The organism is Amycolatopsis tolypomycina (assembly GCF_900105945.1).
Classification (GTDB): Bacteria; Actinomycetota; Actinomycetes; order Mycobacteriales; family Pseudonocardiaceae; genus Amycolatopsis; species Amycolatopsis tolypomycina.
In genome coordinates, this window is sequence record NZ_FNSO01000004.1 from 8,077,228 (window position 1) to 8,099,040 (window position 21,813).

The window sequence follows — 21,813 nt, forward strand, 5'->3', positions numbered from 1 at the left end:
CCGAGACGCTTGTGAACTCAGTCAACCAATGCTTTCATGGGAGGCATGACACACGATCGGTACGTCCTGCGGTACGCCGCAGGGTCGGACGTCGGCAAGCGTCGCCGGGTCAACGAGGACGCGGTGTACGCGAGTTCCCGGCTCCTCGCCGTCGCCGACGGCATCGGCGGCCAGCCGCACGGCGAAGTCGCCAGCGCGACGGCGGTCGACGTGCTGCGCGAGCTCGAGGTCGACCTGCGCCGGCTCGACCTGACGAACGTGGACCTGGTGGCCACCCTGGCCGGCGTGGTCAAGTCGATCGACGCGCGGCTGCACGAAGTGGCTTCGCAGGAACCGACGACCGAAGGCATGGGCACCACGCTGACGGCCCTGCTCTTCGACGGAACCGAGTTCGCGGCGGCCCACATCGGCGACTCCCGCGGATACCTCCTGCGCGACGGCGGCCTGCGCCGGCTGACCCGCGACCACACCCTCGTACAGGCCCTGGTCGAAGACGGCCGCGTCGCCGCGGAGGACGCCGAGTCCCACCCCCGCCGATCACTGCTGATGAAGGCCCTGCAGACGGCAGGCTCCGGCGACCCGGACATCTGGACGTTCAAGGCCAAGCCCGGCGACCGCTACCTGCTCTGCTCGGACGGCCTCAGCGGCCCGGTCCCCGAGGCGAAGCTGCGCGACGTCCTGGACACCGGCGCGGAGCCGGCCGAGGTGATCCCGGAGCTGATCCGCCTGGCCAACGAAGCCGGTGGCCCGGACAACATCACCTGCGTGGTCGCCGACGTCACGGCCTGACCCACCTTCACGGGCGCGGGAGACCATCCGGTATCGTCTCCTGCGGAGGATTGGCCGAGCGGCCTAAGGCGCACGCTTGGAAAGCGTGTTGGGTTCACGCCCTCGCAGGTTCGAATCCTGTATCCTCCGCCGCAGTAACCAGGCAGAACGCCGGGTGCCCCGACTTCGGGACACCCGGCGTTTTCCATTTCACCCCGGCTTCTCGCCGAGATGAGCATCGCCCTCCTCCCCGGTAAACTGGGTAGCCCGAAAGGAGGAGCGGCAGGGCGAGGGGGCTACTCGTGCAGGACCATCCCGACCACCTGGACCCGAATCCCGGTGCGGCGCTGAGCTCGATCGCGCGGACGCTGCAGGCGGAACCCGATGTCGACTCCACCCTGGCCGCCATCGTCAAGGCCGCGGTCGACCACGTCGACGGCGCCGAGCAGGCCGGGATCTCGCTCGTCGAACGCGGGCGTGCCATCCGGACCGTCGCCCCGACCGACGACGCCGTCACCGCGATCGACGAAGTCCAGTACCGCACCGGCCAAAGCCCCTGCCTCGACGCCATCGCCGAGCACCAGGTCTTCAGCACCGGCGACCTCGCCGCCGAGGACCGCTGGCCGGCGTTCGCCCGCGCGGCCGCGGGGTTCGGCGTGCGCTCGATGCTGTCCTACCGGCTGTTCGTCACCGAGAACACGCTCGGCGCCCTGAACCTCTACTCGCGAACCCGCGACGCCTTCAGCAGGCAGACACAGGAGGACGGCAGGCTGTTCGCCACGCACGCGGCGATCGCGCTGGTCGGCGCCCAGACCGAGGCGCAGCTGACCGCCGCGATCGAATCGCGCGACGTCATCGGCATGGCCAAGGGCATCCTGATGCAACGCCACGACGTCGACGCCGTCGCGGCGTTCCGGATGCTCGTCGAGAGCTCGCAGCACTCCAACATGAAGCTGCACCAGGTCGCCGCGTGGCTCGTCGACCACCGCCAGGACCTCTGAGCGGCCCACCGTAGGTATGTCCGGGACACGGTTGCGCGGCACTTTCGGCGCAGTCGAACGTGAAATGCCTTCGGGGCTGCGGAATTCTGTGCCTGTACTCGGAGTTACGAACAGGGCTGACCGAAGGCGGTTACTCCGGTCGCGCTAGTCTCACCACCACCTCGCCCGCCCCCGTCGAGAAAGGCCAGCAGTGGCACGAAAACCGCTCTGACCTGGGGTAGCGCTGGCCAGCGACTTCAGTGTGCGGTACTGGTGCCGGGACGACCCCCGCACAGACCGTGATCGGCCCGGCCCCGGACGTTACACGTCCGGGGCCTTGCTGATTCCGGACCCGCGATCACTCGGCAAAGTCTGATGATCACGCTGAGTTGCTGGATCTGTTTCAATGGAATCCGTCCCCGTACGACACCCAGATTTCGAGGAGTAGAGGCCCGATGGCCGGAGTCGAAGAGATCCGCGCTGGCATCGCGCTCGCCAACGAGAAGGCGTCCGCGAGCATCGCCGCCCTGCAACAGGCAGCGCAGTCTCTCGAAGAAGCCCAGCAGTCGCTCGCACAGGCGACGCAGGGGAGCAGCCAGCACGAAGTGAGCCAGGCGCACGGACTCCTGGCGGAGGCCCTGCAAGGCATCAACGGCCTGCAGAGCACCGTCCAGGCAAGCATTTCCTCCGCCGACTCCTACTCGGCGCGTCTCTAGCCGGATGACGCTCGCCGAACTCCACCAGCTGCTCACCGCTGCCGTGACCGGGCTCGCTGACGCGCGCGCCCACTCCGAACGGGCCACAAGCCTGCTCGGAGAAGCCCGGCAAGCTCTCGTGGACGCCCAGGCCAAGGCCGATCCCTGGCTTCCTTTGCAGTACGCACAGGCCGGCGAGGGGCTGGACCAGCTCCTCGTCCGCCTGCACGCCGCCGAGGACCTGGTGAGCGGATACCGGTCGCGCCTGTAATCCTTTAGGGGACACCTTTTCTTGGGGACGCCGATGGCCAACAAAGCAGCCGAGCAACGCAACCGGGTCGAAACCGCACTGGACCGCGTCCGCCATCAGATCGGACTGGTGCTGGGCGCGGCGGCCGGGGCGCGCCAAGCCGCGGAGGCCGATCTCGCCAAGCTCCAGCTGGAGCAGGAGATCGTCAAGGTCGGCATGAACCACGCCAGTGCCGAGCAGCAGAACGAGTGGGCCAAGCACCCGGCCGCGCACGAAGTGTTCGGCGCGCTCGGCACCGTGCGAAGCGCTTTCTACACCGACTGGAGCCAGGGCCCGGCCACCCTCCGGGACCTGGTCGCGCAGAACGCACCCGGCCCGGCCGGGCTGCCGCCGGGCGACTGGCTCGGCACCGTCGGGCACAACGCCGGCCTGACGTCGCCGGGGCTGTGGCGCGTCGGCTCCGCCACGGCCGCCGGCGGCGACGCCACCCGGACGTTCGACGTCGCCGTCCCCCTGCTCGACGAGTCGCACCTGGCGATCACGTCGGCACCCAAGACGCGGCCCGCGATCGACGGCATCGTGCAGAACCTGCTCGTCCGCGTGCTTTCGACGTTCGAGCCCGGCACGGTCCGCGTGCACCTGTGGGACATCGGGCAGCTGACCGCGATCCTGCCCGACCTCTACCCGCTCAGCCACACCAGCGCGCTCTCCCTCTACGACCCGGGCCGGCTCGAGGACCTCCTCGACGAGCTGGCCGGGCACATCCGCCGCATCCACGCCAGCTGCATGTCCGCCGGGTTCACGTCGCTGCGGGAAATGCGGCAGAGGACCGGGCAGCGCGGCGAGCCGTTCCGGATCGTCGTGCTCTACGGCAACGGCGAGACCCTGGAACCCGAGCGCGCCCGCGACCTCAAGCGCGTCGCCAGCGGCGCGCTCGCCGCCGGCATCTGCCTGATCATGGTCGACGTGCCGACCGCGGTGAGCGCCCCGGTCGAGACGCTCAGCCTGCTCGACGACCGGCACGCGATCAGCAGCATGACCGGCACCGACCTGGTCGTCGACCTCGATCCGCCGATGCCGTCCGCGCAGGTGATCCGCGCGATCGACAAGATCGCCAAGGCGCTGATCGCCAAGCAGGGTGGGCCGCGGTCCTTCGACGACCTCCTGCCCGCGGAGCTCGGCCGGGAGAACTCGGCGCGCGAGCTGCGGGCCCCGGTCGGGTTCTTCGAAGGCGAGCCGGTCGAGGTCGTCATCGGCGACGCGAGCCCGCACGCCCTGATCGGCGGACCGTCCGGTTCGGGCAAGACGAACTTCCTGTACGCGCTGCTCGGCAGCCTCGCCGCGCGGTACGACCCCGGCGAGCTGGCGCTGTACCTGCTGGACTTCAAGGAAGGCGTCTCGTTCGCCGGGCTGGCGCCGGGCCGCAAGGACGCGAGCTGGCTGCCGCACGCGCGGCTCGTCGGGGTCAACGTCAACACCGACCGCGAGTTCGGCCTGGCGCTGCTGCGGTTCCTCGCCGACGAGCTGCGCCGCCGGTCCGCGGCCGCGAAGGAGCACGAGGTCACGAACCTCGCCGACCTCCGCGAAGCCGACCCGGGCGGGCACTGGCCGCGGATCGTCGCGGTGATCGACGAGTTCCAGTACCTGTTCGCCGGCCGCGACCAGGTGACGAACACGGCGACGCAGCTGCTCGAGGACATCGCGCGGCGCGGCCGTTCGCAGGGCATCCACATGGTGCTGGCCAGCCAGGACGTCGCCGGCATCGAGGCGTTCTGGGGCAAGCCGGCGGTGTTCGAGCAGTGCACGCTGCGGATCGCGATGCCTAAGGCGCGGCGCGTGCTGGCCGAGACGAACAACGCCGCGGTGTCGGCGCCGAAGTGGCACGCGGTGATCAACCACGACTCCGGCGTCGCGCACGGCAACCAGCTGGCCCACATCCCGGACGCGAGCAGCAAGAACGTGTTCGTCCGGCTGCAGCACCGGCTGTGGGAGGCGTACGCGGGCCACTTCCCGCGGCCGCGCCTGTTCGACGGCGCGCACCAGCCGGTGCTGGAACGGTTCCCGGCGTACCTCGACCTCAAGCCGAACTCGAAGCCGCGGGCCCTGCTGGGCCAGTCGATCGACGTCACCGAGACGGCGTGCGGCGTCGACCTGCCGCGGGCGCCGGGCCGCAACGTCGCGGTGCTCGGCTCGGCGACCGCCGAAGCACTGTCCATCATGGACTCGTCGGCACGGTCGCTGGCCCGCCAGTACGAACCCGGCGAAGTCGAGTTCATCCTGAGCTGCCCGATCGAGGCGTGCGCCCCGGCCGCGCTCGAGCTCACGGACCGGTTGCGGGAAGACGGTCACGCGGCGTCGCTGGTGGAGGACCTGACCGGCGTGCTGGAGTCGATGACGGGCTCGATGACCGGCGGCGCGAAGGTGCTGCTGCTGTACGGCGTCGACGCGGCGCTGCCGGCACTGGAGGCGAAGGCGGTCGGCCAGCTCAAGAGCGGCCTCGACCACCTGCGGGTGGTGCTCAAGCAGGGGCCGGGCCACGGCATCCACACGATCGGCTGGTGGCGCAGCATCGCCCGGCTCAAGGACACGCTGGGCTTCGGCGGCACCGACGACATCGGCACGTGGGCGGCGCTGGACGTCCAGGGCAACGAGCTGTCACCGTTCGCGGCGGGCCAGGTGGTGCACTGGTCGCCGCGCCCGGGCCGCGCGCTGTTCTTCGACCGCACCACCCACGGCGCACCCGAAGTGATCATCCCGTTCCAGCGTCCGGAGAACGACCGATGACCGACGACGCCACCGCGGCCATGCGGTACAAGGAGATCATCGCCCTTTCCCGCGGCTCGGCGGAGAACCTGCGCGCGTGGGAGCTCGCCCGCGCGGAGGCCCTGACCACGGAGATCGAGGAAGCCGAGGCGGCAATCGAGGCGGCGACCGAGCGCGAGACGAGGGCGGCCGAGCGGGCAACGCGCTGGTGGAAGATGGCGCTGCACAACATCCAGGGCCTGACGTGGCTCACCCCGGGCGACGACCCCCGCCCGGTCCCGACCGCGCGGGCGGCGTACCTGGAGCGGTACCTCGAGGAGGTCAAGCCGAGCTACCAGGAGCTGGTGCAGGCGGTGCTGGCGCTCGGGTGGCGGGCCAAGCGGGCGGCGGCGAAGCAGCGCGGGGAGCAGCCACCGGTTTAGCGGGTTTCAGACGTCGAAGACGGTGTCGTAGGGATCGTCGTCGTCCACGGGCGCCGGCCGCCGCTGCTGCTGTTGCTGTTGTTGCGGCGGAGGCACGCGCAGGGGTTGCGGCGCATGCCCGGCCAGCGGTGGCGCTTGCCCAGCCGGCTGCGGCACACCCAGCCGACCCCCGGCGGCAACGGCCTCCCGGATGGCGGCGGTGATCGTCCGGCTGAGCGTCCCGGCGTCGAACCGCATGGCTTCGGGCGCAAGCCGCACTTCGCTGACCACCCCACCAGGCCCGGCCAGCACGGTGACAACCCGATCCGGCGAGACGACGGTCGTGTGGCCGCTTCCCGCGATGCCCGCCAGGAGACGCTGGTTTTCGGCCTTGCGGTCTTCGATCTGCTTGAGCTGCCAGCGCATTTCCTCGATCAGCTGGTCGTTGTTCATGGCCTCCCCTGGTGCCGCATGAATGCGTAGAACTTCTGGTTCTGCTGGGCCTGCCGTCCAGATACGCCGCGACCTCCCGCAGGAGCGGATTCCCCGCGAACGCCGTCTGCGGCGCGCCGAGCGTGAACTCGTACCGCAGCGCCTGCCCGTTCGGGGTCATGGCGTAGCCGCGGGCCTGAGCCGTGCCGAGCACGTCCGGCACGGTCAACGGACAGTCGGCGTAGGGAACGTGGACGAGCGGACGGCCGTCGAGCTGCTGGACGAGTTGCTGGATGCGGGCGCGCCGCGTCTTCTCCAGCCTGTTCTTCACGAAGAGGAACACGCCGATGGCAGTAAGGGCGATGCCGACGAAGACCGCGAGTGTCCCGAAGTACTCCGCGTCGCTTCCGGTGAACTTCGAGCCGGCGATGATCACGCGTACCTCCCCGGCTGGTGCGGAGTGTGGACGAACTCGTAGTACTTCATGACCTGGTGGTCGATCAGCGAGTAACCCCGGCTGTGCGCAACCCGGAGCAGGTCCTCTCGCGACAACCCGATTTCCATCTTCCGGATGCACACCTGGCTCCGGCCGTCCAGTTGCGCGGCCAAGCGCGCCATTTGCTCCTCGCTCGACTTCGTCGAACGCACCGCGCGGACGATCGTCAACGTCAGACCGGCGACGACCACCATGCCCATCAGGACGAGGAAGATCACCCGGGTGCCCCCGTCCGAGTCGGCTGCCAGCGTGCCGATCACGACGGTTCCTCGCTGCGAAGGCTCCAGGCCACCTTGGCTGTGACCTCGGCGACCGCGGGCCAGGCGTCTTCCGACTCGGCCACCACCGACAGGATCACCACGGACCGGCCGTCCGGGAGCGGGATCTGGTATTCGGCCTTGATCTGGGTGCGCACGTCCCGTTCGGGCAGGTGGAACTCACCCCCGCTGATCGCGACGATCGCCGGCCCGATCGGCAGCCGCACCGGCTGGACGACCGCGCGCTTGTGGCGGCCGCGGTACTCCGCGGCCAGCGCCGCCACCAGGGCTTCGCGGCTGCCGGGCGCGGTGTCGGGCCACTGCGCCACGCCGAGCGTCAGGGTGGCGACATCACCCTTTCGAGTCCCGACGGCGAACTTGCCGAACACGCGGATGCCGTTGGCCTGCATGGTCGGCACGAGAGCCATGAGGTAGCTGCCGAACTCCTCGACGGACTTCCCGGCCCCGGCGGCCGTATTCTCGGCCACCATCCAGGCGTGACGGCGGTTCATCCTGTCGTCGCTGCCCACCGGCATGCCCGAGAACCCGGGCGGCAGGTCGATCTGCAGAGGCATCAGTTCCACACCTCGTCTTCCGCCCGCTCACGTCGGCGCTCCGGCGTGTTATCGGCCTGCATCCCTGCGTCGGCGGCGTTGGTCACCGCAACCACCGCCCACGGAGCAGGGCCCGCGACGAGCGTGCCGGCCACGACGGCCGCCTGGCCCATGTCCTTCGGCACCCAGTAGTTCTGGAAGTCGTCCCAAGGGCTCTCGAAGTCTTTACCACCCACCCCCTCACCAACCGCCTGGTCGGCGAGCAAGCCGTAGCTTGCCACCTTGATCGCGGCGTCGGGAACCAGCGGGATCAGCCCGGCCAGCGAGGTGCCCGCGCCTGCCAGGTCGAAGATCAACGTCTCCGATGCCACGTCGGCGCCTGCCGACTTGGCGAGGGCATGACCGCCGAGTGCACCGAGACCCAAACCAGTGGCGACGAGGCTCGCGACCTCGTCCGCCGGGGGTGGCAGGCAATCGCTCACGACGCCGAGGCCGTTGCCGATGTCGCCCACTACATCGGAGAGCTTCGAGATCAGCTCCGCGTGGTCCTGGACGAAGTTCCACGCCTGCTCAGCGCCATCGACCAGCGTGTCCGCCAAGCCACCGATGACCCCGACAACCGCTCCGGACAGCTTGTCGAGCAGGTCCGGCTCGTCCGGCGCCAGCTCCTTCGCCTTCCGCAGCTGGTCGGCGACCCGGCCCGCGGCCTCCGCGTGCTCCTGCTGAAGCTGCTTCGCCGCATCTTGGACGTTCTGGCAGCCATCGATGGCGGTCTGGAGCTGCTGACCGGCGTTGTCCAGCAGGCGCTGGGCGAGCTGCAGGGACTGCTGATCCGGGAACGTCCGGTTGGCCAGCGCCAGGTCCGGGTTCGCCCGCGCCTGCTCCGCCGCCTGGGCCGCCGCCTCGGCGCGGGCCTCCAGTTCCGCTGCGCGTTTCTGCAGGTCACCGAGGTCTTGGGCCCACTTCTCGAGCGCGTCGGCCGCCTCGCCCATCGACCTGGCCGCGCCCTCGAGGTACTGCGGCAATGGCCCTAGGCGGCGCGCGAACGCCTCGCTCGCCTCGCCCTGCCAGATGCCCTGCTTCCGGACGATCCGGCGCAGCGAATCATCCGCCTCGGTCAGGTCCTTGCTCACCGCGCGGTACTTGCCCGCCAGGTCGGTGATGCCGTCGAGGTCGCCGGGTGCCGGGTCGAAGCCCAGGGCCGGGAAGTCGCGGGCGCTCATCGGTCGAGGCCGTTCAGGATGTCGGTGATGCCGCCCGTCGCGCCGCCGCCGACCGGACCGTCACCCGGGTCGGCGCCCGCCGGGCCTTCGCGGCCGGCCGGCCGATCGATCCCCGGCACACCGCCGCCGGCCTGACCATCGCCCAGGTCGGCGCCCGGCGACGCGAGGTCGTCGATCCCGCGCACCCCGCCGGTGTACCCGCCACCCACCGGGCCGCCGGCCGGCTGCCCGATCCGCGGGTGGTCCCCCTTCACCCCGCCCGTCGGGTCCAGCTCGCCACTGAACTGGGCCTCGATCCGCTCGTACTTCTCCTTCGCCGCCTTCAGCCGCTCCGCCACCCCCGAAGCCGCCTCGCCCAGGCGTCCGATCCCGAAACCCCACGCCTCCTCGAACTCGACGCCGGCCTTGCCCAGCTCGGCCGTCCCCAAGGAGCCGAACGCCCCGCCGCCGCCGAGCTTCTTGTTGGCGTCGGCCATCCGGCCCGCCGCCGTGTCGAGTTCGCCGATGAGCTTGCCCAGCTCGTCGATCTTGACCGCGTATCCGTCCATCTCACCCTCCCCTGTCCAACCTAAGACGGCCGTCGACGCTCCGCGGTTCCATGGTCACCCATCGGAGTGGAGACGAGAAAGGCCACCACCGGGCGAAGCGCCCGAATGGTGGCCTGTCCGCCGAAAACTACTTCTTCCCGAACACCTGGTCCAGCCAGTCGAGGAAGTCGTTGAACCCGTCCTCGATCGGGTTCCCGGCACCCGGCCGGAACCGGATCACCTGCGGGTCGTGGTCGCTGGCCTGGTCCGCGAACTCCGCGTTGATGTGGACGACGTCGTAGTCCACCCCGCGCAGCGCCCGCGACGCCAGGATGTGGTCCAGCACCTGGGACTGTCCCTCGAACACGTAGCTGTACCGCTCGGCTTCGGGCACCGACGCGATCAGGTCCTTCAGCGCGCCACCCGCGGTGAGCGTCTGGACCGCCGGCGAGAACGGGTAGTCGTTCAGGTCGCCCGCCACGACGATGTTCGCGTTGCGGTCCGCCGCCAGCAACGCGTCCACGAACCCGCGCAGCACCGTCGCCTGCTTCGCCCGCTGCACCTCGGAGCTGCGCGCCGGCGGCTGGAACCGGCCGTGCGTCGGCTGGTCGCCGCCCTTGGAGTTGAAGTGGTTGGCGATGACGAACACCGTGCGGCCCTTGAAGACGAACTCGCCTGCCAGTGGCTTCCGGCTCGCCGTCCACGCCTCGTTCGCGGGGTCGACGCGGCCCGGCGACACCGTCAGGTGCGCCTTGCCGTGCTCGCGGACGACGCCGACGGCCGTCGTCGGCGTCCCACCCGGACGGTCCACAAAGGACACACGGGCCGGGTTGAACAGGAACGCCACCCGGATGTTGCCGCCCGGCTGGCCGCCGTCGGCGTCGTCGACCGGGTCGATCTCACGCCACTCGTAGCGCGGGCCGCCCTTCGCGACGATCGCGTCGGTGAACCGCTGCAGCGTCTGGTCGGCCGCGACGACGGTGTCGTTCGCCGGCCCGTTGTTGTCCTGGATCTCTTCCAGGTTCACGATGTCCGGCGTCGCGAGGTGGGTCACGATCGCGTCGGCGAGCCGGTCGAACTTCGCCTGGGTGTCCACAGGGGACAGATTTTCGACGTTGTACGTCGCGACGGCGAGCTCGCCGGTCCGCTGCTTGCGCGTGGTCTCCTGCGCGAGCCCGTTGTCCTTTTCGGTCCCGAGCACGCTCGCGAACAGCGTGTAGCCGCCGAAGTCGTCGTACTCGACCGGGCCCGACGTGGTGCCGGTCAGCACGTCACCGACGTTGAGCTTCGGGAACGGCCGCTCGGCGAACGGGATCAGCGACGACACCTTCATGACGCCGCTGTTGAGCTGGTCGTACCCGAGGTAGACGCTGCCGCCGCGCGCCGACTTGTGCTGGTCCGGCTTCGACGTCACGTACAGCTCGTTGAACGAGTTCGTCGGGCCGACCACCCGCGCGTCGCTGATCGACACGATCTCGCTCTCGTGCGCCTCCCAGAAGTCCAGCGCGTACTTCGACGGCTCCAGCGCCAGCGGTTCGATGTTCCCGCCGGGCGAAGGCGCGTACGTCGTCGGCACGGTGTCCGGGTTCAGCACAGTCGGCGCCGGCAGGGCGTTCCCCTGCGAGCCGACCGTCCACTGTGCACCGGTCAGCTCGGTCAGCGACTGGAAGTTCGACGTCGCCGGCGCGTCCGGGTAGAACTCGCGGACGGTACCGGTCGCGGTCACCGCGTCACCGACCGCGACGGCCGGGCTGGTGGAGCCGGTGAAGACGAACAGGCCCTCGCTGGTGCGCGGGTCGCTGTCCGGGTTCGGGTCGGTCAGCCAGAACCCGCGCTGCGAGCCGAACGTCCGGGTCGCGGTGACGACGCCGGTGACGTCGCCGACCTTCTTGTCCTTGAAGGGCGAAATCCGCGTGGTGCCCTGGATGTCGTGGATCTTCGCCGGGGTCGGCGCCGGGCCGGGGTCCCCGCCGGTCGACTCGCCCGCGGTGTTGGTCGGGGTCGGCTCGCCGACGGTGAAGTCGGCGGCGTTGTCGTCGGTGTCGGCGAGCGCCGTGCCGCGCGCGACGGACGTCGTGTTCGACGGCGCCGCGGTCGGGTTGCCCTCGCGCACGGTCGCGGTGCCGAAGCCGACGAGGTCCTTGATCCGGCTGTCGGCGGCGCAGTCGGCCGCGGTCTTGCAGGTCAACGCGGTGGTGCCGGAGACGAGGGCGATCGTGCCCGCGGTGGCCGACAGCGCGATCGCGCCGGTCGCGTCCGGCGTCGGCAGGGCGACGGTGCCGCCGGATCCCTTGCTCTCGGCGACGAGGTAGCGCCCGCCCGGCGCCACGCTGCCGGCCAGCGGCGTCACCTGCCAGGCGCTCGACGGGCTCGCCGAACCGGGCAGGTACTGGACGCTGAAGCCCGCCAGGCTCGCGGCGGCCGCGCCGCGGTTGGCGAGCTCGACGAAGTCGCTGGTGAGCGTCGCGCCGGAGTTGCCACCGCCGCCGTAGACCTCGGCGATGACCGCGTCGGCGCTGGGTGCGGCGAGCGCGGCCGGTGCGGCCACGCCGCCGAGCACCAGGCCCGACGCGACGGCCACCGTGAAGGCGGCCTTGGATCTGTGGGTCTTGGTCACCCTGAGTCCCCTTTGTGCTTGAACAGTCGTGGCATAGTCCCCCGAACAAGTGAGGAGGAGGAAGACAAAGATGCAACGATTCGTAACAACTACTTTCGTCGTCACTCACTCGGCAGAGCAGGTTTCGTGATCACGCTCGTTATCGGCGGAGATGTCCACATCCAGGGCCGCGCGGCCACCGCCTTCGTTCAGCTGGAGCCGCTCCTCAAGGGCGCCGACCTCCGGTTCGCCAACCTCGAAGGCCCGCTCGACGCCGCGTCGGCCGAAGCGCTGACGTCGGCCGGCATCGACGTCGTCTCGTGCGCCAACGACCTCCCCCTCCCGTCGGCGGGCCTCGGCGTCCTTGACCACGCCGGGATCGCGCACTGCGGCGCGGGTGCGAACCTCGACGCCGCGCACGCGCCGGCGGTGGTCGAGCGCTCCGGCGGGAAGATCGCCTTCCTCGCGTACACGTCCCTTCGTCACCCCCACGCCGCGCCGCCGGACTTCCCGGTGGTCGCGCAAGCGTTTGCGACGACGGCGTACCAGCCCGATCCGCACGTCACGGAGATCCCGGGCCGCCCGCCGCTCGTCCGCACCACGCCGGTGCCCGAACACCTCGACCGGCTGATCGCCGACATCAAGCGGGCCAAGAGCGCCCACGACCACGTGGTCGTCTCGATGCACTGGGGTCTCCCAGGCGCCGAACTCGCCGAGTACCAGGTCACCTACGGGCGCGCCGCGATCGACGCCGGCGCCGACCTGGTCGCCGGGCACGGGTCGCGCACCATCCAGGCCGTCGAGGTGTACCGCGGCCGGCCGATCCTCTACGGCCTGGGCAACCTCGCCGCCGACCGGCCGGACGGGCTGCTGGCCGGGTGCATGCTCGGCGAAGAACCGCGGCTCGAGCTGATCCCGGTGCGGCGCAACGCGGACAACGAGTGCGAGCCGCTCGCCGGGGACGAAGCCGACAAGGTGCTGCGGTACGTCGCGGAGGTGTCGGCCCTGCGTTCGGCGAAGGTGACCGTCCAGAGCGGAATCGCCTCGGTTGTCGTTGGTGCGTAACGGATTGCGCGCAGCGTGTGACAACGGTACACGAGCGTGTCACCCATCCGGCGCATCTGCCTTAAATGAAGGTCAAGGGTGGGAACAACCTGCGTGAAGCGGCGGTACGGTCTGCGTGAGCCGCCGGAAAAGTGGCACAGACCACTCCCCGACAGCTCGCAGTCGGCACGAACACGGGGGGAGGGAGAACGATCATGTGGGGGTTGATTGTTTTCAGCTGCGTGTTCGTGCTGGTGCTGGGGATAGCCGCGGTCGTGGACCTTCGGGACCACGACCGCGGCGAGCGCCGGGTCTAGCGCCTTCCCTTGTAACGGCCGAGCAGCGTGCGTGCACCGGCGAGGGCGACCCGGCCGGCACCCTTCGCGCTCGCGGCCAGCACCGTCGTCCAGTCGAAGTAGTCGCGCCAGAGCACGATCCGGCCCGCTTCGACCTCGAACGTGCCGCACACCCAGAACTCCGCTTCCCACGCGCCGCGGCGCAGCACGTCGGTGCGTTCGGTGAGCACGACGTTGCCGTCCGCGGCGATGTGGTGGGTCCGCGCCTCGAACCCGGAGCCGTACTTGGCCATGGCACGCAGCTGTTTCTCGAACGCCGCGACGCCGCGTGCGGGCGGCAACGGCACGTTCTGGTACACGATGTCGCTCGCCACGAACGTCAGCGCGCGGTCGACGTCGAGCTCTTCGAGGGCCTTGAGGAAACCGGTCACCACTACCTGGGGTTCTTCGGTCATGACGCCAGGCTACTGCTCAGTAAGGCCGATCGCCCGCGATCGCGACGCGCTCCGCGATCCGGACGTGCGGGTGGTAGTCGTTGACCGCGTAGTGCTGCGTCGCGCGGTTGTCCCAGAACGCGACCGAGTCCGGCCGCCAGCTGAACCGGACCTGGAACTCGGGCGTGTGAGCCTGCAGGAACAGGTACCGCAGCAGCCGGTCGCTCTCGGCCCGGTCCAGCCCGACGATGTGCGTGGTGAACGCCTGGTTGACGAACAGGGTGCGCCGCCCGGTCTCCGGGTGCGTCCGGACCACCGGGTGCTCGACCGGCGGGAAGCGGTCCTGCCACCGCGCCAGGAGCGCGGGATCGGAGAACCGGTCGAAACCGGGGAGGTAGTCGTGCACCGCGGTGAGCCCGTAGATGCGGGCGCGGACGTCTTCGGGCAGGTTGTCGTAGGCGGCGGCCATGTCGGCCCACATCGTGTCGCCGCCGACGGGCGGCACCTCGATCAGCCGCAGCACCGAGCCGAGCGCCGGTTCGGGCCGCCAGGTGACGTCGGTGTGCCAGATGTTCTCGTAGCCCGGCATGGCCGCGGTGCGCTCGAAGCGCGTGACGGCTTCGTCGTCGCCGCGCGCGATGAACGGGTTGGTCTCCAGCTCGCCCCAGTTCGCGGCGAATGCGCGCTGCTGCGCCGAGGTGATCCGCTGGTCGCGGAAGAAGATCACCTTCCACTCCAGCAGGGCGTGGTTGAGCTCTTCGCGCAGTTCGGGGGTTACCGGCGCGCCGAGGTCGACGCCGTCGATCTCGGCGCCGATCAGCCGGCCGAGCGGCCGGAGGGTGAACAGCTCGTACTGCTTCCGCTGCGGTTCCCGGAGGAGCCGGGGACCTTCGACGATGCCATCCGCGGGCGTGACGGCCTCACGCAGCTGAATCCGGGCAGGAACATCTACGGACATGGTTGTGCTCCAAGGGTTTTCGGGGAATGGACGCCGGGTTCGCCTCAGGCGGGCGGCGAACCCAGGCGGCCGCGGCGCAGCAGGAGCTCCACGACGCCCTCCCCGATCGACCGCGCGAAGGCCCGGATCGGCGTGCTTTCCGAGGTGGCGGGCATGCGTTCATGGTCGCTTTCTTCCCGCGTCGCGGTCAAGACGTCCACTGGGTGGAACGCGCTCAACGCCGCAGGTCACCGCGATGCGAGCGGCTCGGGAGCATGAGGCAAGATCTTCCCCGATCGGGTGAGCGCCCTTGATGACGGAGGTCCCCATGCCGGAAGGCAGAGGCTCGCGGATCGACAGTGACCGGTTGCGCGCCGCCGCAGACCTGCTGGACCAGGCGGCAGCGGCCGACGACAAGGCGGCGGGAAGGTTCGCCGAAGCCCGTGTCGATTCGACGCCGTTCGGCATCTCGCCGCAGGCCCGCGAGCTCGCGGCGCGCTGGGCCACCGCACTCGCGGCGCGCGAAGCGGACGCGCGAGTCCTCGGCGACGCGACGTCGGACCTGGCGGGCCGGCTGCGCATGGCGGCCGGGAGCACCCGGAGCACCGGCTTCCGGGGGCGGTTAGCGGTGGCGCCGTGACCGCTGAGGTCTTCGAGCACCCGGCGCTGTCGTCGGCCGCGGCCGAGCTGGCGGAGCTGCGCGCGGCGGCGGGCCGCCTCGGCGTCCCCGACCCGGTCGCGGCCCTGCGCCACCTCGACTGCGCCCCGGCGTCGATCCGCACGTCCGCCGCGGCGGTCGACACCGGCGCGCTGGCGGTGACCTCGGCACAGGCGGAGTTCCGCGCCGGCGTCGAGCGCGCGGAAAACGGCGGCAGCACCGAGGCATTCGGCACCTGGGCGGACACTGTGGACGGTCAGTACGCCGCGGCGGCCCGCGCGGCCGCCGAGACGGCGGCGCTGGGTGCCCGCATCGCCGACCGGCTGGACGAGCTGGCGACGGCCGCGGCGGCCGAGGTGTCCGCGCTGGCCTCCGCCGCCTCGGCGGCCGCCACCGCCGTGCTGGCCGGTGACCGCTCGGCCGAGGTGGTGAGCGAGGTCAGCACGGCCTGCACGGCGGTGGTCCGGGCGGTGTCCGCGAAGATCGCCTCGTTGCCTTCGCTGGCGGCGGAGCTGGAGCCGTTGACGGCGCCCGCGGTCGAGCTCAGCTGAAGTGCTCCCGCGCCCACTCCGCGAAGGGCCGCGCGGGGTGCCCGGTGACGCGCGGAACGTCCAGCGAGACGGGCTCCGGGTCCTCGACGAGTGACGCCCAGTAGTGCACCGCGCTCTCCGCGAATTCCGTCCCCAGCGCGGCGCCGAGCTGCGCCACCGCCTCCTCCGGCGGCTGTTCTTCCCAGGTGACGGGCGTGCCGAGCGCTTCTCCGATGAGCCGGACCTGTTCGGCCTGCGCCACGGCTTCCGGGCCCGTGACGAGGTAGATCTGCTTCGCGTGGTCCTCGGTCAGCGCCTTGACGGCCATGTCGGCGACGTCGCGTTCGTGGACGACCGACCGTTTCGCTTGCCCGTACGCCGCACGGACGACGCCGGCCCGGGCTTGCGGCGCCCAGGCGAGCGCGTTGGTCGCGAGGCCGGTGACGCGGAGGAAGGTCCAGTCGTCGGTGACGTGCCGGACGGCGGCCTCGACGTCACCCCAGACACCGCCGGCTTCGGCGGACATGGCGGAGAGGTAGACGATTTTCTTGCCCTCGAAGGGTTTCACGGCCGCCTCGATGCCGTCGGCGGTGAAGAAGGGCCAGAGCAGGTAGACGGCGTCGACCCCTTCGGCGGCTCGGGCGGGATCGGTGATGTCGCCGTGGACGGCATCGACGCCGTCCGGGGCTTTGCTCTTGTCCCGGACGAGAACTCTGGTGCGGACGCCGGCGGCCTTCAGGCCGGCGACGACGTGCCGTCCGGTGTGGCCGGTGGCCCCGGTGACGAGAGTGGTCATGCCGCCACGGTCACACTTCAAGAGCCCTTCAAGTCAAGCGGCCGGCTCAGTTCGTCCCGCGCAGCGTCGAGGAAGGCGACCTTCGGCCCCCGGAGGTAGTCCCACAGCGAACCGTCGTCGGTTTCCTGCCAGACGACATGATCGAGCGCCTTGACGTAGGCGCGGGCGAGCGAGTGCAGCGACGGAGCGAACAGGACATGGATCATCCGTTCACAAACCCAGAGCTCATCGACGACATCAAGAGCCTTCGCCTTCCAGGCCGGGCCCTTCTTCTTCAAGCGGTCCTCGGCGGCCCGTTCGGCCTGCTGGGCAACGCGGATGAACTGACGCAACAGGTCAAGCTGCTCTTCACGCCGCTTGTCGCCACGTTCGGCAACCAACCGCCGCCGCTCACTGCGCTCGTTGCGCCGCTGCACGGTGGTCTGCACCAGATACGACAGTCCCCCACCAAGCACCACGCCGACCAGGGACAGAACCGCGAGCCACACCTGCGTCATGCCGCACTTCATAGCAAAACGCCCGGCGCCTTCGAGAGGCACCGGGCGTTCAGGAGCGGTGGCGGTGGGATTTGAACCCACGGACGGGGATTAGCCGTCACACGATTTCGAGTCGTGCTCCTTCGGCCGCTCGGACACGCCACCGCGAAGAACAATACCGGAGGGCCGTTGCGGGTCTCACCTGGGGTCGGCAGGCCGCCCGCCGCGCAGCCTGACCTGCGCCTCCCGTACCGCGCGGGTGGCCCGGTGGCGGACGTCGGACGCCGCCGAACGGAGCTGGGCCGACCGCCGCTGGGCGCGGCCCGATGCCTCCAGACGGCGGTTGCCGGTCGCCAGGCCGGCCTTCTCGCGAGCGCTGCCCACTGCCTGCTGGATCCGGTGCTTCATCGTCATACCGGAGGAGTACCCAAAACTCAGCGGCGTGTAGCGAAGTACGTCTCCAGAAGCCCGGCGCACTCGTCGACGAGGACGCCTCCGTGCACTTCGGGGCGGTGGTTGAGACGGCGGTCACGCACGACGTCCCACAGTGATCCGACCGCGCCCGTCTTGGGCTCCCAGGCGCCGAACACCAGCCGTGAGATCCGCGCGAGCACGAGCGCGCCGGCGCACATCGTGCACGGCTCCAGCGTCACCGCCAGCGTGCAGCCCTCGAGCCGCCAGCCGTCGCCGACCTGGGCCGCCGCCGCTCTCAGCGCCAGGATCTCGGCGTGCGCGGTCGGGTCGCCCAGCTCGATGCGGGCGTTGCGCGCCGCGGCCAAGGGCACGCCGTCGGGGCCGAACACGACCGCCCCGATCGGCACGTCCGAGCCCGGGGCGCGCGCCGCTTCCAGCGCCGCCTCCACGGCCTCGGTGTCGGACGGGCGTCTCAGAGCTCGTCCAGGAGCTTGGCGAACTCACTGCCGAACCCGCAGCGCTGCGCGACCATCTGCAGCTGCTCGTCCGGGTACAGGTCGACCTCGCCGACGATGACCTCCAGCTCCGGCCCCGGCAGCCCGAGATCGGCGAGGATCTCCAGGTCGCCCTCGGGCCAGACGGAGTCGTCCTCCTCGTCGGGCGGGTCGACGCGCAGGACGTCGAGGACGTCGGCCGCGATGTCGTAGTCCAGCGCCGCCGCCGCGTCCGAGAGCAGCAACGACGGCCCCCGCGGGCTCGGCCGGACGATGACGAAGAACTCGTCGTCGACCGCCAGCAGCCCGAAGCTCGCGCCGGTGGACCGTAGTTTGCCCAGTTCAGTGATCGCTGCGTCCAGCTCGGTCAACGCCCCCGGGTCGAGCGCACTGCACCGCCACCGACCGTCTTCCCGGACCACAGCCACCGCGAAGCCCGTGACCGGCTCTTCCACCGCCATGCGCACACCGTATTCCGCCGGTCGGTCCGGCGCACGCACGGTGCGCCCGAAGCGCCGCATGGGGCACTATCGGGACCATGACCGGCCCCACTGACCTGCCCACCTTGCCCGGCACGCCGTTCGCCGGGCTCCTCGACGACGCGCGGGCGCTGCAGGACCGCACGGTCGCCCTCCGGCGGGCCGTGCACCGCCACCCGGAGCAGGGCCTCCACCTGCCGCGCACGCAGACGGCGATCCGGGAGGCCCTCGACGGCCTGCCGCTCGAGATCACCGAAGGCAAGGCCACGACGTCGCTCACGGCCGTCCTGCGGGGCGCGCGGCCCGGTCCGGCGGTGCTGCTGCGCGGCGACATGGACGCGCTGCCGCTGACCGAAGAGACCGGCCTCGACTTCGCGTCGGAGGACCCGGAGTCGATGCACGCGTGCGGGCACGACACGCACGTCGCGATGCTGGCGTCGGCGGCGCGGCTGCTCGCGGAGCGCCGCGACCAGCTGGCCGGGTCGGTCGTGTTCATGTTCCAGCCGGGTGAGGAGGGTCACCACGGCGCCCGGTTCATGATCCACGAGGGCGTGCTCGACGCGGCCGGGACGCGGGTCGAGCGCGCGTTCGGCGTGCACATCCTCGCCAACGCGCGCAGCGGGCTGCTGCAGCTGCGGCCCGGTCCGCTGATGGCGTCGGCGGACTCGTTCCACGTGCGCGTCACCGGCAAGGGCGGCCACGGCTCCGCGCCGCAGCACACGATCGACCCGGTGCCGGCGGCCGCGGCCATGGTCGGGGCGCTGCACACGATGATCACGCGCCGGGTCAGCGTGTTCGACCCCGCGGTGCTCTCGGTGACCCGGATCCAGGCCGGCACGACGTCGAACATCATCCCGGAGACCGCCGAGCTCGAGGGCACGATCCGCACGCTGTCCGAGCAGACGCGCGCGCTGGTGCGCGCCGAGCTGCCGAAGGTGTGCGAGCAGGTCGGCGCGGCCTACGGCTGCCGCGTGGTCGCCGACGTCGAGCCGGGCTACCCGGTGACGGTGAACGACGACCGGATCGCCGCCGAGGTACTGGCGCTCGGCGCGGAGGTGCTGGGTCCGGACAACGTCGAGCTGCTTTCCGACCCGCTGATGGGCGCCGAGGACTTTTCCTACGTCCTCCAGCGCGTTCCCGGCGCGTACGCGTTCCTGGGCGCCTGCCCGCCCGGCGTCGACCCGGCCGAAGCGGCGGCGAACCACTCCAACCGCGTGCTCTTCGACGAGGAGGCCATGCCGAACGGCGTCGCGATGCTGGCCGCCTTCGCGCTGGACGCCCTGCGCTAAGGCCCGGTCCGCGAAGGGCGGCCGTCTTCCAGGTGACCGGCGAAGCGGCGGCGCCACCCCGGCGTCTCGAACGTGACGTCGTACCAGCCGTGGCTCGTCGGCATCGGGAAGTCGTGCGCGCCACCCGGCGGGAGGGTGACGTCGTTCAGCGTGACCGGTGCCGTCCCGCGGTTGGTCACCGTGACCCGCAGCGCGGGCGTGCCTTCGAAGGTGACAACCGCGTCGAGGCCCAAGCCACCCGAGGCTTCGACGACGAAGCCGTTCGGACCGTGGATGGCGACGTCGTACGTGCCGCCGTGCGCGACTTCGCCGGTCAGCTCGCTCTTCGGGCCGACGTCGAAGCGTTGCGACGTCCCGCCCGCGTGGTAGGCGTACGCGGCCAGCTGCAGCGCCTGCGTCCCGTGGTTGGCCAGGTGCAGCTTCAAGACGCTCGCCTCGGCCGAAACCCAGGCGACCGGCTGGTACGGCAGCGGCCGCGCCTTCGCCGTGCCCGGGTCCTGCACCAGCGCGCCCGGGCCGAGCCCGGGCTTCGGCAGCCGCCGCTGCGTCCGGTCGGCTTCGGCGCGCAAAGCGTCGGCGTCCGGCAGCAGCGGGATGGTCGTGTCGGGCGCGCGGAAGTCGAAACAGCTGGTCAGGTCGCCGCAGATGGCCCGGCGCCAGGCCGAGATGTTCGGCTCGCGCACGCCGGTCCAGGTCTCCAGGAACCGCAGCACTGACGTGTGGTCGAAGACCTGCGAGTTCACCCAGCCGCCGCGGCTCCACGGCGAAACGACGGTCATCGGCACGCGCGGACCCAGCCCGATCGGCACCGGCGGCCCGGACGGCTCGCCCTTCTCCGGCCGGTTCCCCGGCAGGTATTCGCCGGGCGTGCCGGGTGGCGGCGTCGGCGGGAGGACGTGGTCGAAGAAGCCGTCGTTCTCGTCGTAGTTGATGAACACGACGGTCGATTCCCACAGTTCCGGCTTGTCCCACAACGCTTTCAGCATGCGGTGGATGTAGGCGGCGCCGTCGACGGGCCGTGCCGCCGGGTGCTCGCAGTAGCCGTACGGGGCGACGACCCAGGAGACCGCGGGCAGCGTCCCGGCCGCGCAGTCGGCGAGGAAGTCGGCCAGCACGTGGTCGAGGTCCTTCCCCTTGCCGGAGTCGGGCAGGAGCTTCTTGCGCAGGTTGCCGCGCTCGGCCAGCCGGCGTTCCAGCGGGTCCATCGAGTACAGCGAGTCGTGGAAGTTCTGGAACAGCCAGAGCGGGTTGTCGCCGTAGTCGCCGACGAAGTGCTCGGGGACGCCGCGTTCTTCGTCGTTCGCGTAGATCCGCCACGAGACGCCCGCGGCCTCGAGCCGTTCCGGGTAGGTCGTCCAGCGGAACGAAGGTTCGTAGTCCGGCGCGTTGCGGGTCACCGGGCCGCCGGCGAGACCGTCCGGGTCGATCGTGCCGGTCCAGTGGTAGAGCCGGTTCGGGTGGGTGGGGCCCTGCATCGAGCAGAAGTAGTGGTCGCACAGGGTGAACGCGCTCGCCAGGGCGTGCTGGAACGGGAGGTCGTCGCCCGTGAAGTAGCCCATCGTCATGGGGCTCTTCGCCGCGATCCAGCGGTCGTACGCGCCGCCGTTCCACGCGCGGTGGGTGCTGTTCCAGTCGTGCGGCAGCTCGCCGAGGTCCTGACCGTCCACAACGGACGTGTCGATCCGGAACGGCAGCACCGGACCGCCTCGGTCGCCGCGCTGGCGGAAGACGTCGCGCAGCGCCGCGCGGTCACCGAAGCCGCGGACGCCGGCCATGGTGCCGTAGTAGTGGTCGAACGACCGGTTCTCCTGCATCAGCACGACGACGTGCCGCACGTCTTCGATCGTGCCCTTCCGCGGCGCGGGGGCGCAGGCCACCGGCAGCGCGCCGGCGACCGTGGCCGCGGCGGCGCCGCCCAGCACCGTGCGACGGCGGATCCGGCCCATGCCCCACCTCCTCGCCTGTTGTACGGACGCCGAGGCCCTCCAGTTCACCACTGGCAATTACACAACAGTGTTGATTTA

General features: G+C 70.8%; 24 protein-coding genes and 2 tRNA genes. 11 read left to right on the forward strand and 15 right to left on the reverse strand.

Translation table 11 applies throughout. The features are described 5' to 3' along the window. The first annotated feature begins 45 nt into the window (after positions 1–45). The 7 genes from BLW76_RS47000 to BLW76_RS47030 all read left to right on the forward strand — a co-directional run bounded on the left by BLW76_RS47000 (position 46) and on the right by BLW76_RS47030 (position 5,878). Positions 46–789 (forward strand): PP2C family protein-serine/threonine phosphatase, encoded by a 744-nt coding sequence (locus BLW76_RS47000; protein WP_208613519.1) that lies wholly within the window; start codon positions 46–48, stop codon positions 787–789. 44 nt (positions 790–833) lie between these two features. Continuing rightward, positions 834–918 (forward strand) — tRNA-Ser (locus BLW76_RS47005). A 152-nt stretch (positions 919–1,070) separates the two neighbouring features. Then, positions 1,071–1,769 carry a GAF and ANTAR domain-containing protein gene (locus tag BLW76_RS47010; protein ID WP_091319137.1) on the forward strand — a complete coding sequence of 233 codons (699 nt, stop codon included), beginning with the start codon at positions 1,071–1,073 and terminating at the stop codon, positions 1,767–1,769. 434 nt (positions 1,770–2,203) lie between these two features. Next, complete coding sequence (locus tag BLW76_RS47015) at positions 2,204–2,464, forward strand: hypothetical protein (protein ID WP_003056176.1); 261 nt, start codon at positions 2,204–2,206, stop codon at positions 2,462–2,464. Positions 2,465–2,468: 4 nt separating this feature from the next. Next, positions 2,469–2,714 carry a hypothetical protein gene (locus BLW76_RS47020; RefSeq protein ID WP_086849216.1) on the forward strand — a complete coding sequence of 82 codons (246 nt, stop codon included), beginning with the start codon at positions 2,469–2,471 and terminating at the stop codon, positions 2,712–2,714. Positions 2,715–2,747: 33 nt separating this feature from the next. Further along, positions 2,748–5,477: an FtsK/SpoIIIE domain-containing protein gene (locus BLW76_RS47025; RefSeq protein ID WP_091319139.1), complete on the forward strand. Its 2,730-nt coding sequence runs from the start codon at positions 2,748–2,750 to the stop codon at positions 5,475–5,477. Beyond that, positions 5,474–5,878, forward strand: coding sequence for a hypothetical protein (locus BLW76_RS47030; protein WP_091319141.1), 405 nt, complete (start codon positions 5,474–5,476; stop codon positions 5,876–5,878). The genes BLW76_RS47025 and BLW76_RS47030 overlap by 4 nt, the downstream gene beginning before the upstream one ends. Before the next feature lie 6 nt (positions 5,879–5,884). On the opposite strand, the gene BLW76_RS47035 is transcribed toward BLW76_RS47030, so the two are convergent. From BLW76_RS47035 to BLW76_RS47060, 6 genes are all read right to left on the reverse strand, one after another. Then, the gene (locus BLW76_RS47035) at positions 5,885–6,310 is read right to left on the reverse strand and encodes a YbaB/EbfC family nucleoid-associated protein (RefSeq protein ID WP_091319143.1); all 426 of its coding nucleotides are present in this window, start codon (positions 6,308–6,310) and stop codon (positions 5,885–5,887) included. A 411-nt stretch (positions 6,311–6,721) separates the two neighbouring features. Then, positions 6,722–7,045 carry a hypothetical protein gene (locus BLW76_RS47040; RefSeq protein WP_091319145.1) on the reverse strand — a complete coding sequence of 108 codons (324 nt, stop codon included), beginning with the start codon at positions 7,043–7,045 and terminating at the stop codon, positions 6,722–6,724. Then, a complete protein-coding gene (locus tag BLW76_RS47045) occupies positions 7,042–7,617 on the reverse strand; it encodes a hypothetical protein (protein WP_244170644.1) in 576 nt (191 codons plus the stop codon). Before BLW76_RS47045 ends, BLW76_RS47040 begins: the two co-directional genes overlap by 4 nt. Next, entirely contained in the window at positions 7,617–8,819 is a 1,203-nt protein-coding gene (locus BLW76_RS47050) for a putative T7SS-secreted protein (RefSeq protein WP_091319148.1), read from the reverse strand. Before BLW76_RS47050 ends, BLW76_RS47045 begins: the two co-directional genes overlap by 1 nt. Beyond that, on the reverse strand, positions 8,816–9,367 hold the full coding sequence (locus BLW76_RS47055; protein ID WP_091319150.1) for a hypothetical protein: 552 nt from the start codon (positions 9,365–9,367) through the stop codon (positions 8,816–8,818). Before BLW76_RS47055 ends, BLW76_RS47050 begins: the two co-directional genes overlap by 4 nt. A 127-nt stretch (positions 9,368–9,494) precedes the next feature. Continuing rightward, complete coding sequence (locus BLW76_RS47060) at positions 9,495–11,963, reverse strand: endonuclease/exonuclease/phosphatase family protein (RefSeq protein WP_091319152.1); 2,469 nt, start codon at positions 11,961–11,963, stop codon at positions 9,495–9,497. Positions 11,964–12,089: 126 nt separating this feature from the next. Between BLW76_RS47060 and BLW76_RS47065 the strand changes: the two genes are divergently transcribed. Then, complete coding sequence (locus BLW76_RS47065; protein ID WP_091319154.1) at positions 12,090–13,007, forward strand: CapA family protein; 918 nt, start codon at positions 12,090–12,092, stop codon at positions 13,005–13,007. Between the two features lie 292 nt (positions 13,008–13,299). Here BLW76_RS47065 and BLW76_RS47070 read toward each other — a convergent pair whose 3' ends face one another. Further along, the gene (locus tag BLW76_RS47070; RefSeq protein ID WP_208613520.1) at positions 13,300–13,737 is read right to left on the reverse strand and encodes a limonene-1,2-epoxide hydrolase family protein; all 438 of its coding nucleotides are present in this window, start codon (positions 13,735–13,737) and stop codon (positions 13,300–13,302) included. Positions 13,738–13,753: 16 nt separating this feature from the next. Next, positions 13,754–14,674: a TauD/TfdA dioxygenase family protein gene (locus BLW76_RS47075; protein ID WP_091319157.1), complete on the reverse strand. Its 921-nt coding sequence runs from the start codon at positions 14,672–14,674 to the stop codon at positions 13,754–13,756. Between the two features lie 307 nt (positions 14,675–14,981). On the opposite strand from BLW76_RS47075, the gene BLW76_RS47080 reads away from it, so the two are divergent. Both BLW76_RS47080 and BLW76_RS47085 read left to right on the forward strand, forming a co-directional pair. Then, complete coding sequence (locus BLW76_RS47080; RefSeq protein WP_244170645.1) at positions 14,982–15,293, forward strand: hypothetical protein; 312 nt, start codon at positions 14,982–14,984, stop codon at positions 15,291–15,293. Beyond that, a complete protein-coding gene (locus tag BLW76_RS47085) occupies positions 15,290–15,862 on the forward strand; it encodes a hypothetical protein (RefSeq protein WP_091319161.1) in 573 nt (190 codons plus the stop codon). Before BLW76_RS47080 ends, BLW76_RS47085 begins: the two co-directional genes overlap by 4 nt. On the opposite strand, the gene BLW76_RS47090 is transcribed toward BLW76_RS47085, so the two are convergent. The 6 genes from BLW76_RS47090 to BLW76_RS47115 all read right to left on the reverse strand — a co-directional run bounded on the left by BLW76_RS47090 (position 15,855) and on the right by BLW76_RS47115 (position 18,482). Continuing rightward, positions 15,855–16,637: an SDR family oxidoreductase gene (locus tag BLW76_RS47090; RefSeq protein ID WP_091319163.1), complete on the reverse strand. Its 783-nt coding sequence runs from the start codon at positions 16,635–16,637 to the stop codon at positions 15,855–15,857. The genes BLW76_RS47085 and BLW76_RS47090 overlap by 8 nt on opposite strands. Positions 16,638–16,654: 17 nt before the next feature. After that, the gene (locus BLW76_RS47095; protein WP_143060808.1) at positions 16,655–17,134 is read right to left on the reverse strand and encodes a hypothetical protein; all 480 of its coding nucleotides are present in this window, start codon (positions 17,132–17,134) and stop codon (positions 16,655–16,657) included. A gap of 56 nt (positions 17,135–17,190) precedes the next feature. After that, positions 17,191–17,278: transfer RNA gene (locus BLW76_RS47100), tRNA-Ser, on the reverse strand. A gap of 33 nt (positions 17,279–17,311) precedes the next feature. After that, entirely contained in the window at positions 17,312–17,527 is a 216-nt protein-coding gene (locus BLW76_RS47105; protein ID WP_091319167.1) for a CsbD family protein, read from the reverse strand. 20 nt (positions 17,528–17,547) lie between these two features. Then, positions 17,548–17,976 (reverse strand): nucleoside deaminase, encoded by a 429-nt coding sequence (locus tag BLW76_RS47110; protein WP_091319168.1) that lies wholly within the window; start codon positions 17,974–17,976, stop codon positions 17,548–17,550. 23 nt (positions 17,977–17,999) lie between these two features. Then, positions 18,000–18,482: a tRNA adenosine deaminase-associated protein gene (locus tag BLW76_RS47115; RefSeq protein WP_199198884.1), complete on the reverse strand. Its 483-nt coding sequence runs from the start codon at positions 18,480–18,482 to the stop codon at positions 18,000–18,002. Between the two features lie 77 nt (positions 18,483–18,559). Between BLW76_RS47115 and BLW76_RS47120 the strand changes: the two genes are divergently transcribed. Further along, a complete protein-coding gene (locus tag BLW76_RS47120; protein ID WP_091319170.1) occupies positions 18,560–19,789 on the forward strand; it encodes a M20 metallopeptidase family protein in 1,230 nt (409 codons plus the stop codon). On the opposite strand, the gene BLW76_RS47125 is transcribed toward BLW76_RS47120, so the two are convergent. Continuing rightward, a complete protein-coding gene (locus BLW76_RS47125; protein ID WP_091319171.1) occupies positions 19,786–21,735 on the reverse strand; it encodes a phosphocholine-specific phospholipase C in 1,950 nt (649 codons plus the stop codon). The genes BLW76_RS47120 and BLW76_RS47125 overlap by 4 nt on opposite strands. Positions 21,736–21,813 lie beyond the last annotated feature (78 nt).

What these genes read in the sequence shown, in the direction of transcription:
- BLW76_RS47105 (WP_091319167.1), bottom strand. Translation starts at nt 17,527, where the DNA reads ATGACGATGAAGCACCGGATCCAGCAGGCAGTGGGCAGCGCTCGCGAG.
- BLW76_RS47050 (WP_091319148.1), bottom strand. Translation starts at nt 8,819, where the DNA reads ATGAGCGCCCGCGACTTCCCGGCCCTGGGCTTCGACCCGGCACCCGGC.
- BLW76_RS47115 (WP_199198884.1), bottom strand. Translation starts at nt 18,482, where the DNA reads ATGGCGGTGGAAGAGCCGGTCACGGGCTTCGCGGTGGCTGTGGTCCGG.
- BLW76_RS47000 (WP_208613519.1), top strand. Translation starts at nt 46, where the DNA reads ATGACACACGATCGGTACGTCCTGCGGTACGCCGCAGGGTCGGACGTC.
- BLW76_RS47080 (WP_244170645.1), top strand. Translation starts at nt 14,982, where the DNA reads ATGCCGGAAGGCAGAGGCTCGCGGATCGACAGTGACCGGTTGCGCGCC.
- BLW76_RS47075 (WP_091319157.1), bottom strand. Translation starts at nt 14,674, where the DNA reads ATGTCCGTAGATGTTCCTGCCCGGATTCAGCTGCGTGAGGCCGTCACG.
- BLW76_RS47020 (WP_086849216.1), top strand. Translation starts at nt 2,469, where the DNA reads ATGACGCTCGCCGAACTCCACCAGCTGCTCACCGCTGCCGTGACCGGG.
- BLW76_RS47070 (WP_208613520.1), bottom strand. Translation starts at nt 13,737, where the DNA reads ATGACCGAAGAACCCCAGGTAGTGGTGACCGGTTTCCTCAAGGCCCTC.
- BLW76_RS47015 (WP_003056176.1), top strand. Translation starts at nt 2,204, where the DNA reads ATGGCCGGAGTCGAAGAGATCCGCGCTGGCATCGCGCTCGCCAACGAG.
- BLW76_RS47035 (WP_091319143.1), bottom strand. Translation starts at nt 6,310, where the DNA reads ATGAACAACGACCAGCTGATCGAGGAAATGCGCTGGCAGCTCAAGCAG.
- BLW76_RS47095 (WP_143060808.1), bottom strand. Translation starts at nt 17,134, where the DNA reads ATGACGCAGGTGTGGCTCGCGGTTCTGTCCCTGGTCGGCGTGGTGCTT.
- BLW76_RS47125 (WP_091319171.1), bottom strand. Translation starts at nt 21,735, where the DNA reads ATGGGCCGGATCCGCCGTCGCACGGTGCTGGGCGGCGCCGCCGCGGCC.
- BLW76_RS47030 (WP_091319141.1), top strand. Translation starts at nt 5,474, where the DNA reads ATGACCGACGACGCCACCGCGGCCATGCGGTACAAGGAGATCATCGCC.
- BLW76_RS47045 (WP_244170644.1), bottom strand. Translation starts at nt 7,617, where the DNA reads ATGCCTCTGCAGATCGACCTGCCGCCCGGGTTCTCGGGCATGCCGGTG.
- BLW76_RS47025 (WP_091319139.1), top strand. Translation starts at nt 2,748, where the DNA reads ATGGCCAACAAAGCAGCCGAGCAACGCAACCGGGTCGAAACCGCACTG.
- BLW76_RS47120 (WP_091319170.1), top strand. Translation starts at nt 18,560, where the DNA reads ATGACCGGCCCCACTGACCTGCCCACCTTGCCCGGCACGCCGTTCGCC.
- BLW76_RS47055 (WP_091319150.1), bottom strand. Translation starts at nt 9,367, where the DNA reads ATGGACGGATACGCGGTCAAGATCGACGAGCTGGGCAAGCTCATCGGC.
- BLW76_RS47090 (WP_091319163.1), bottom strand. Translation starts at nt 16,637, where the DNA reads ATGACCACTCTCGTCACCGGGGCCACCGGCCACACCGGACGGCACGTC.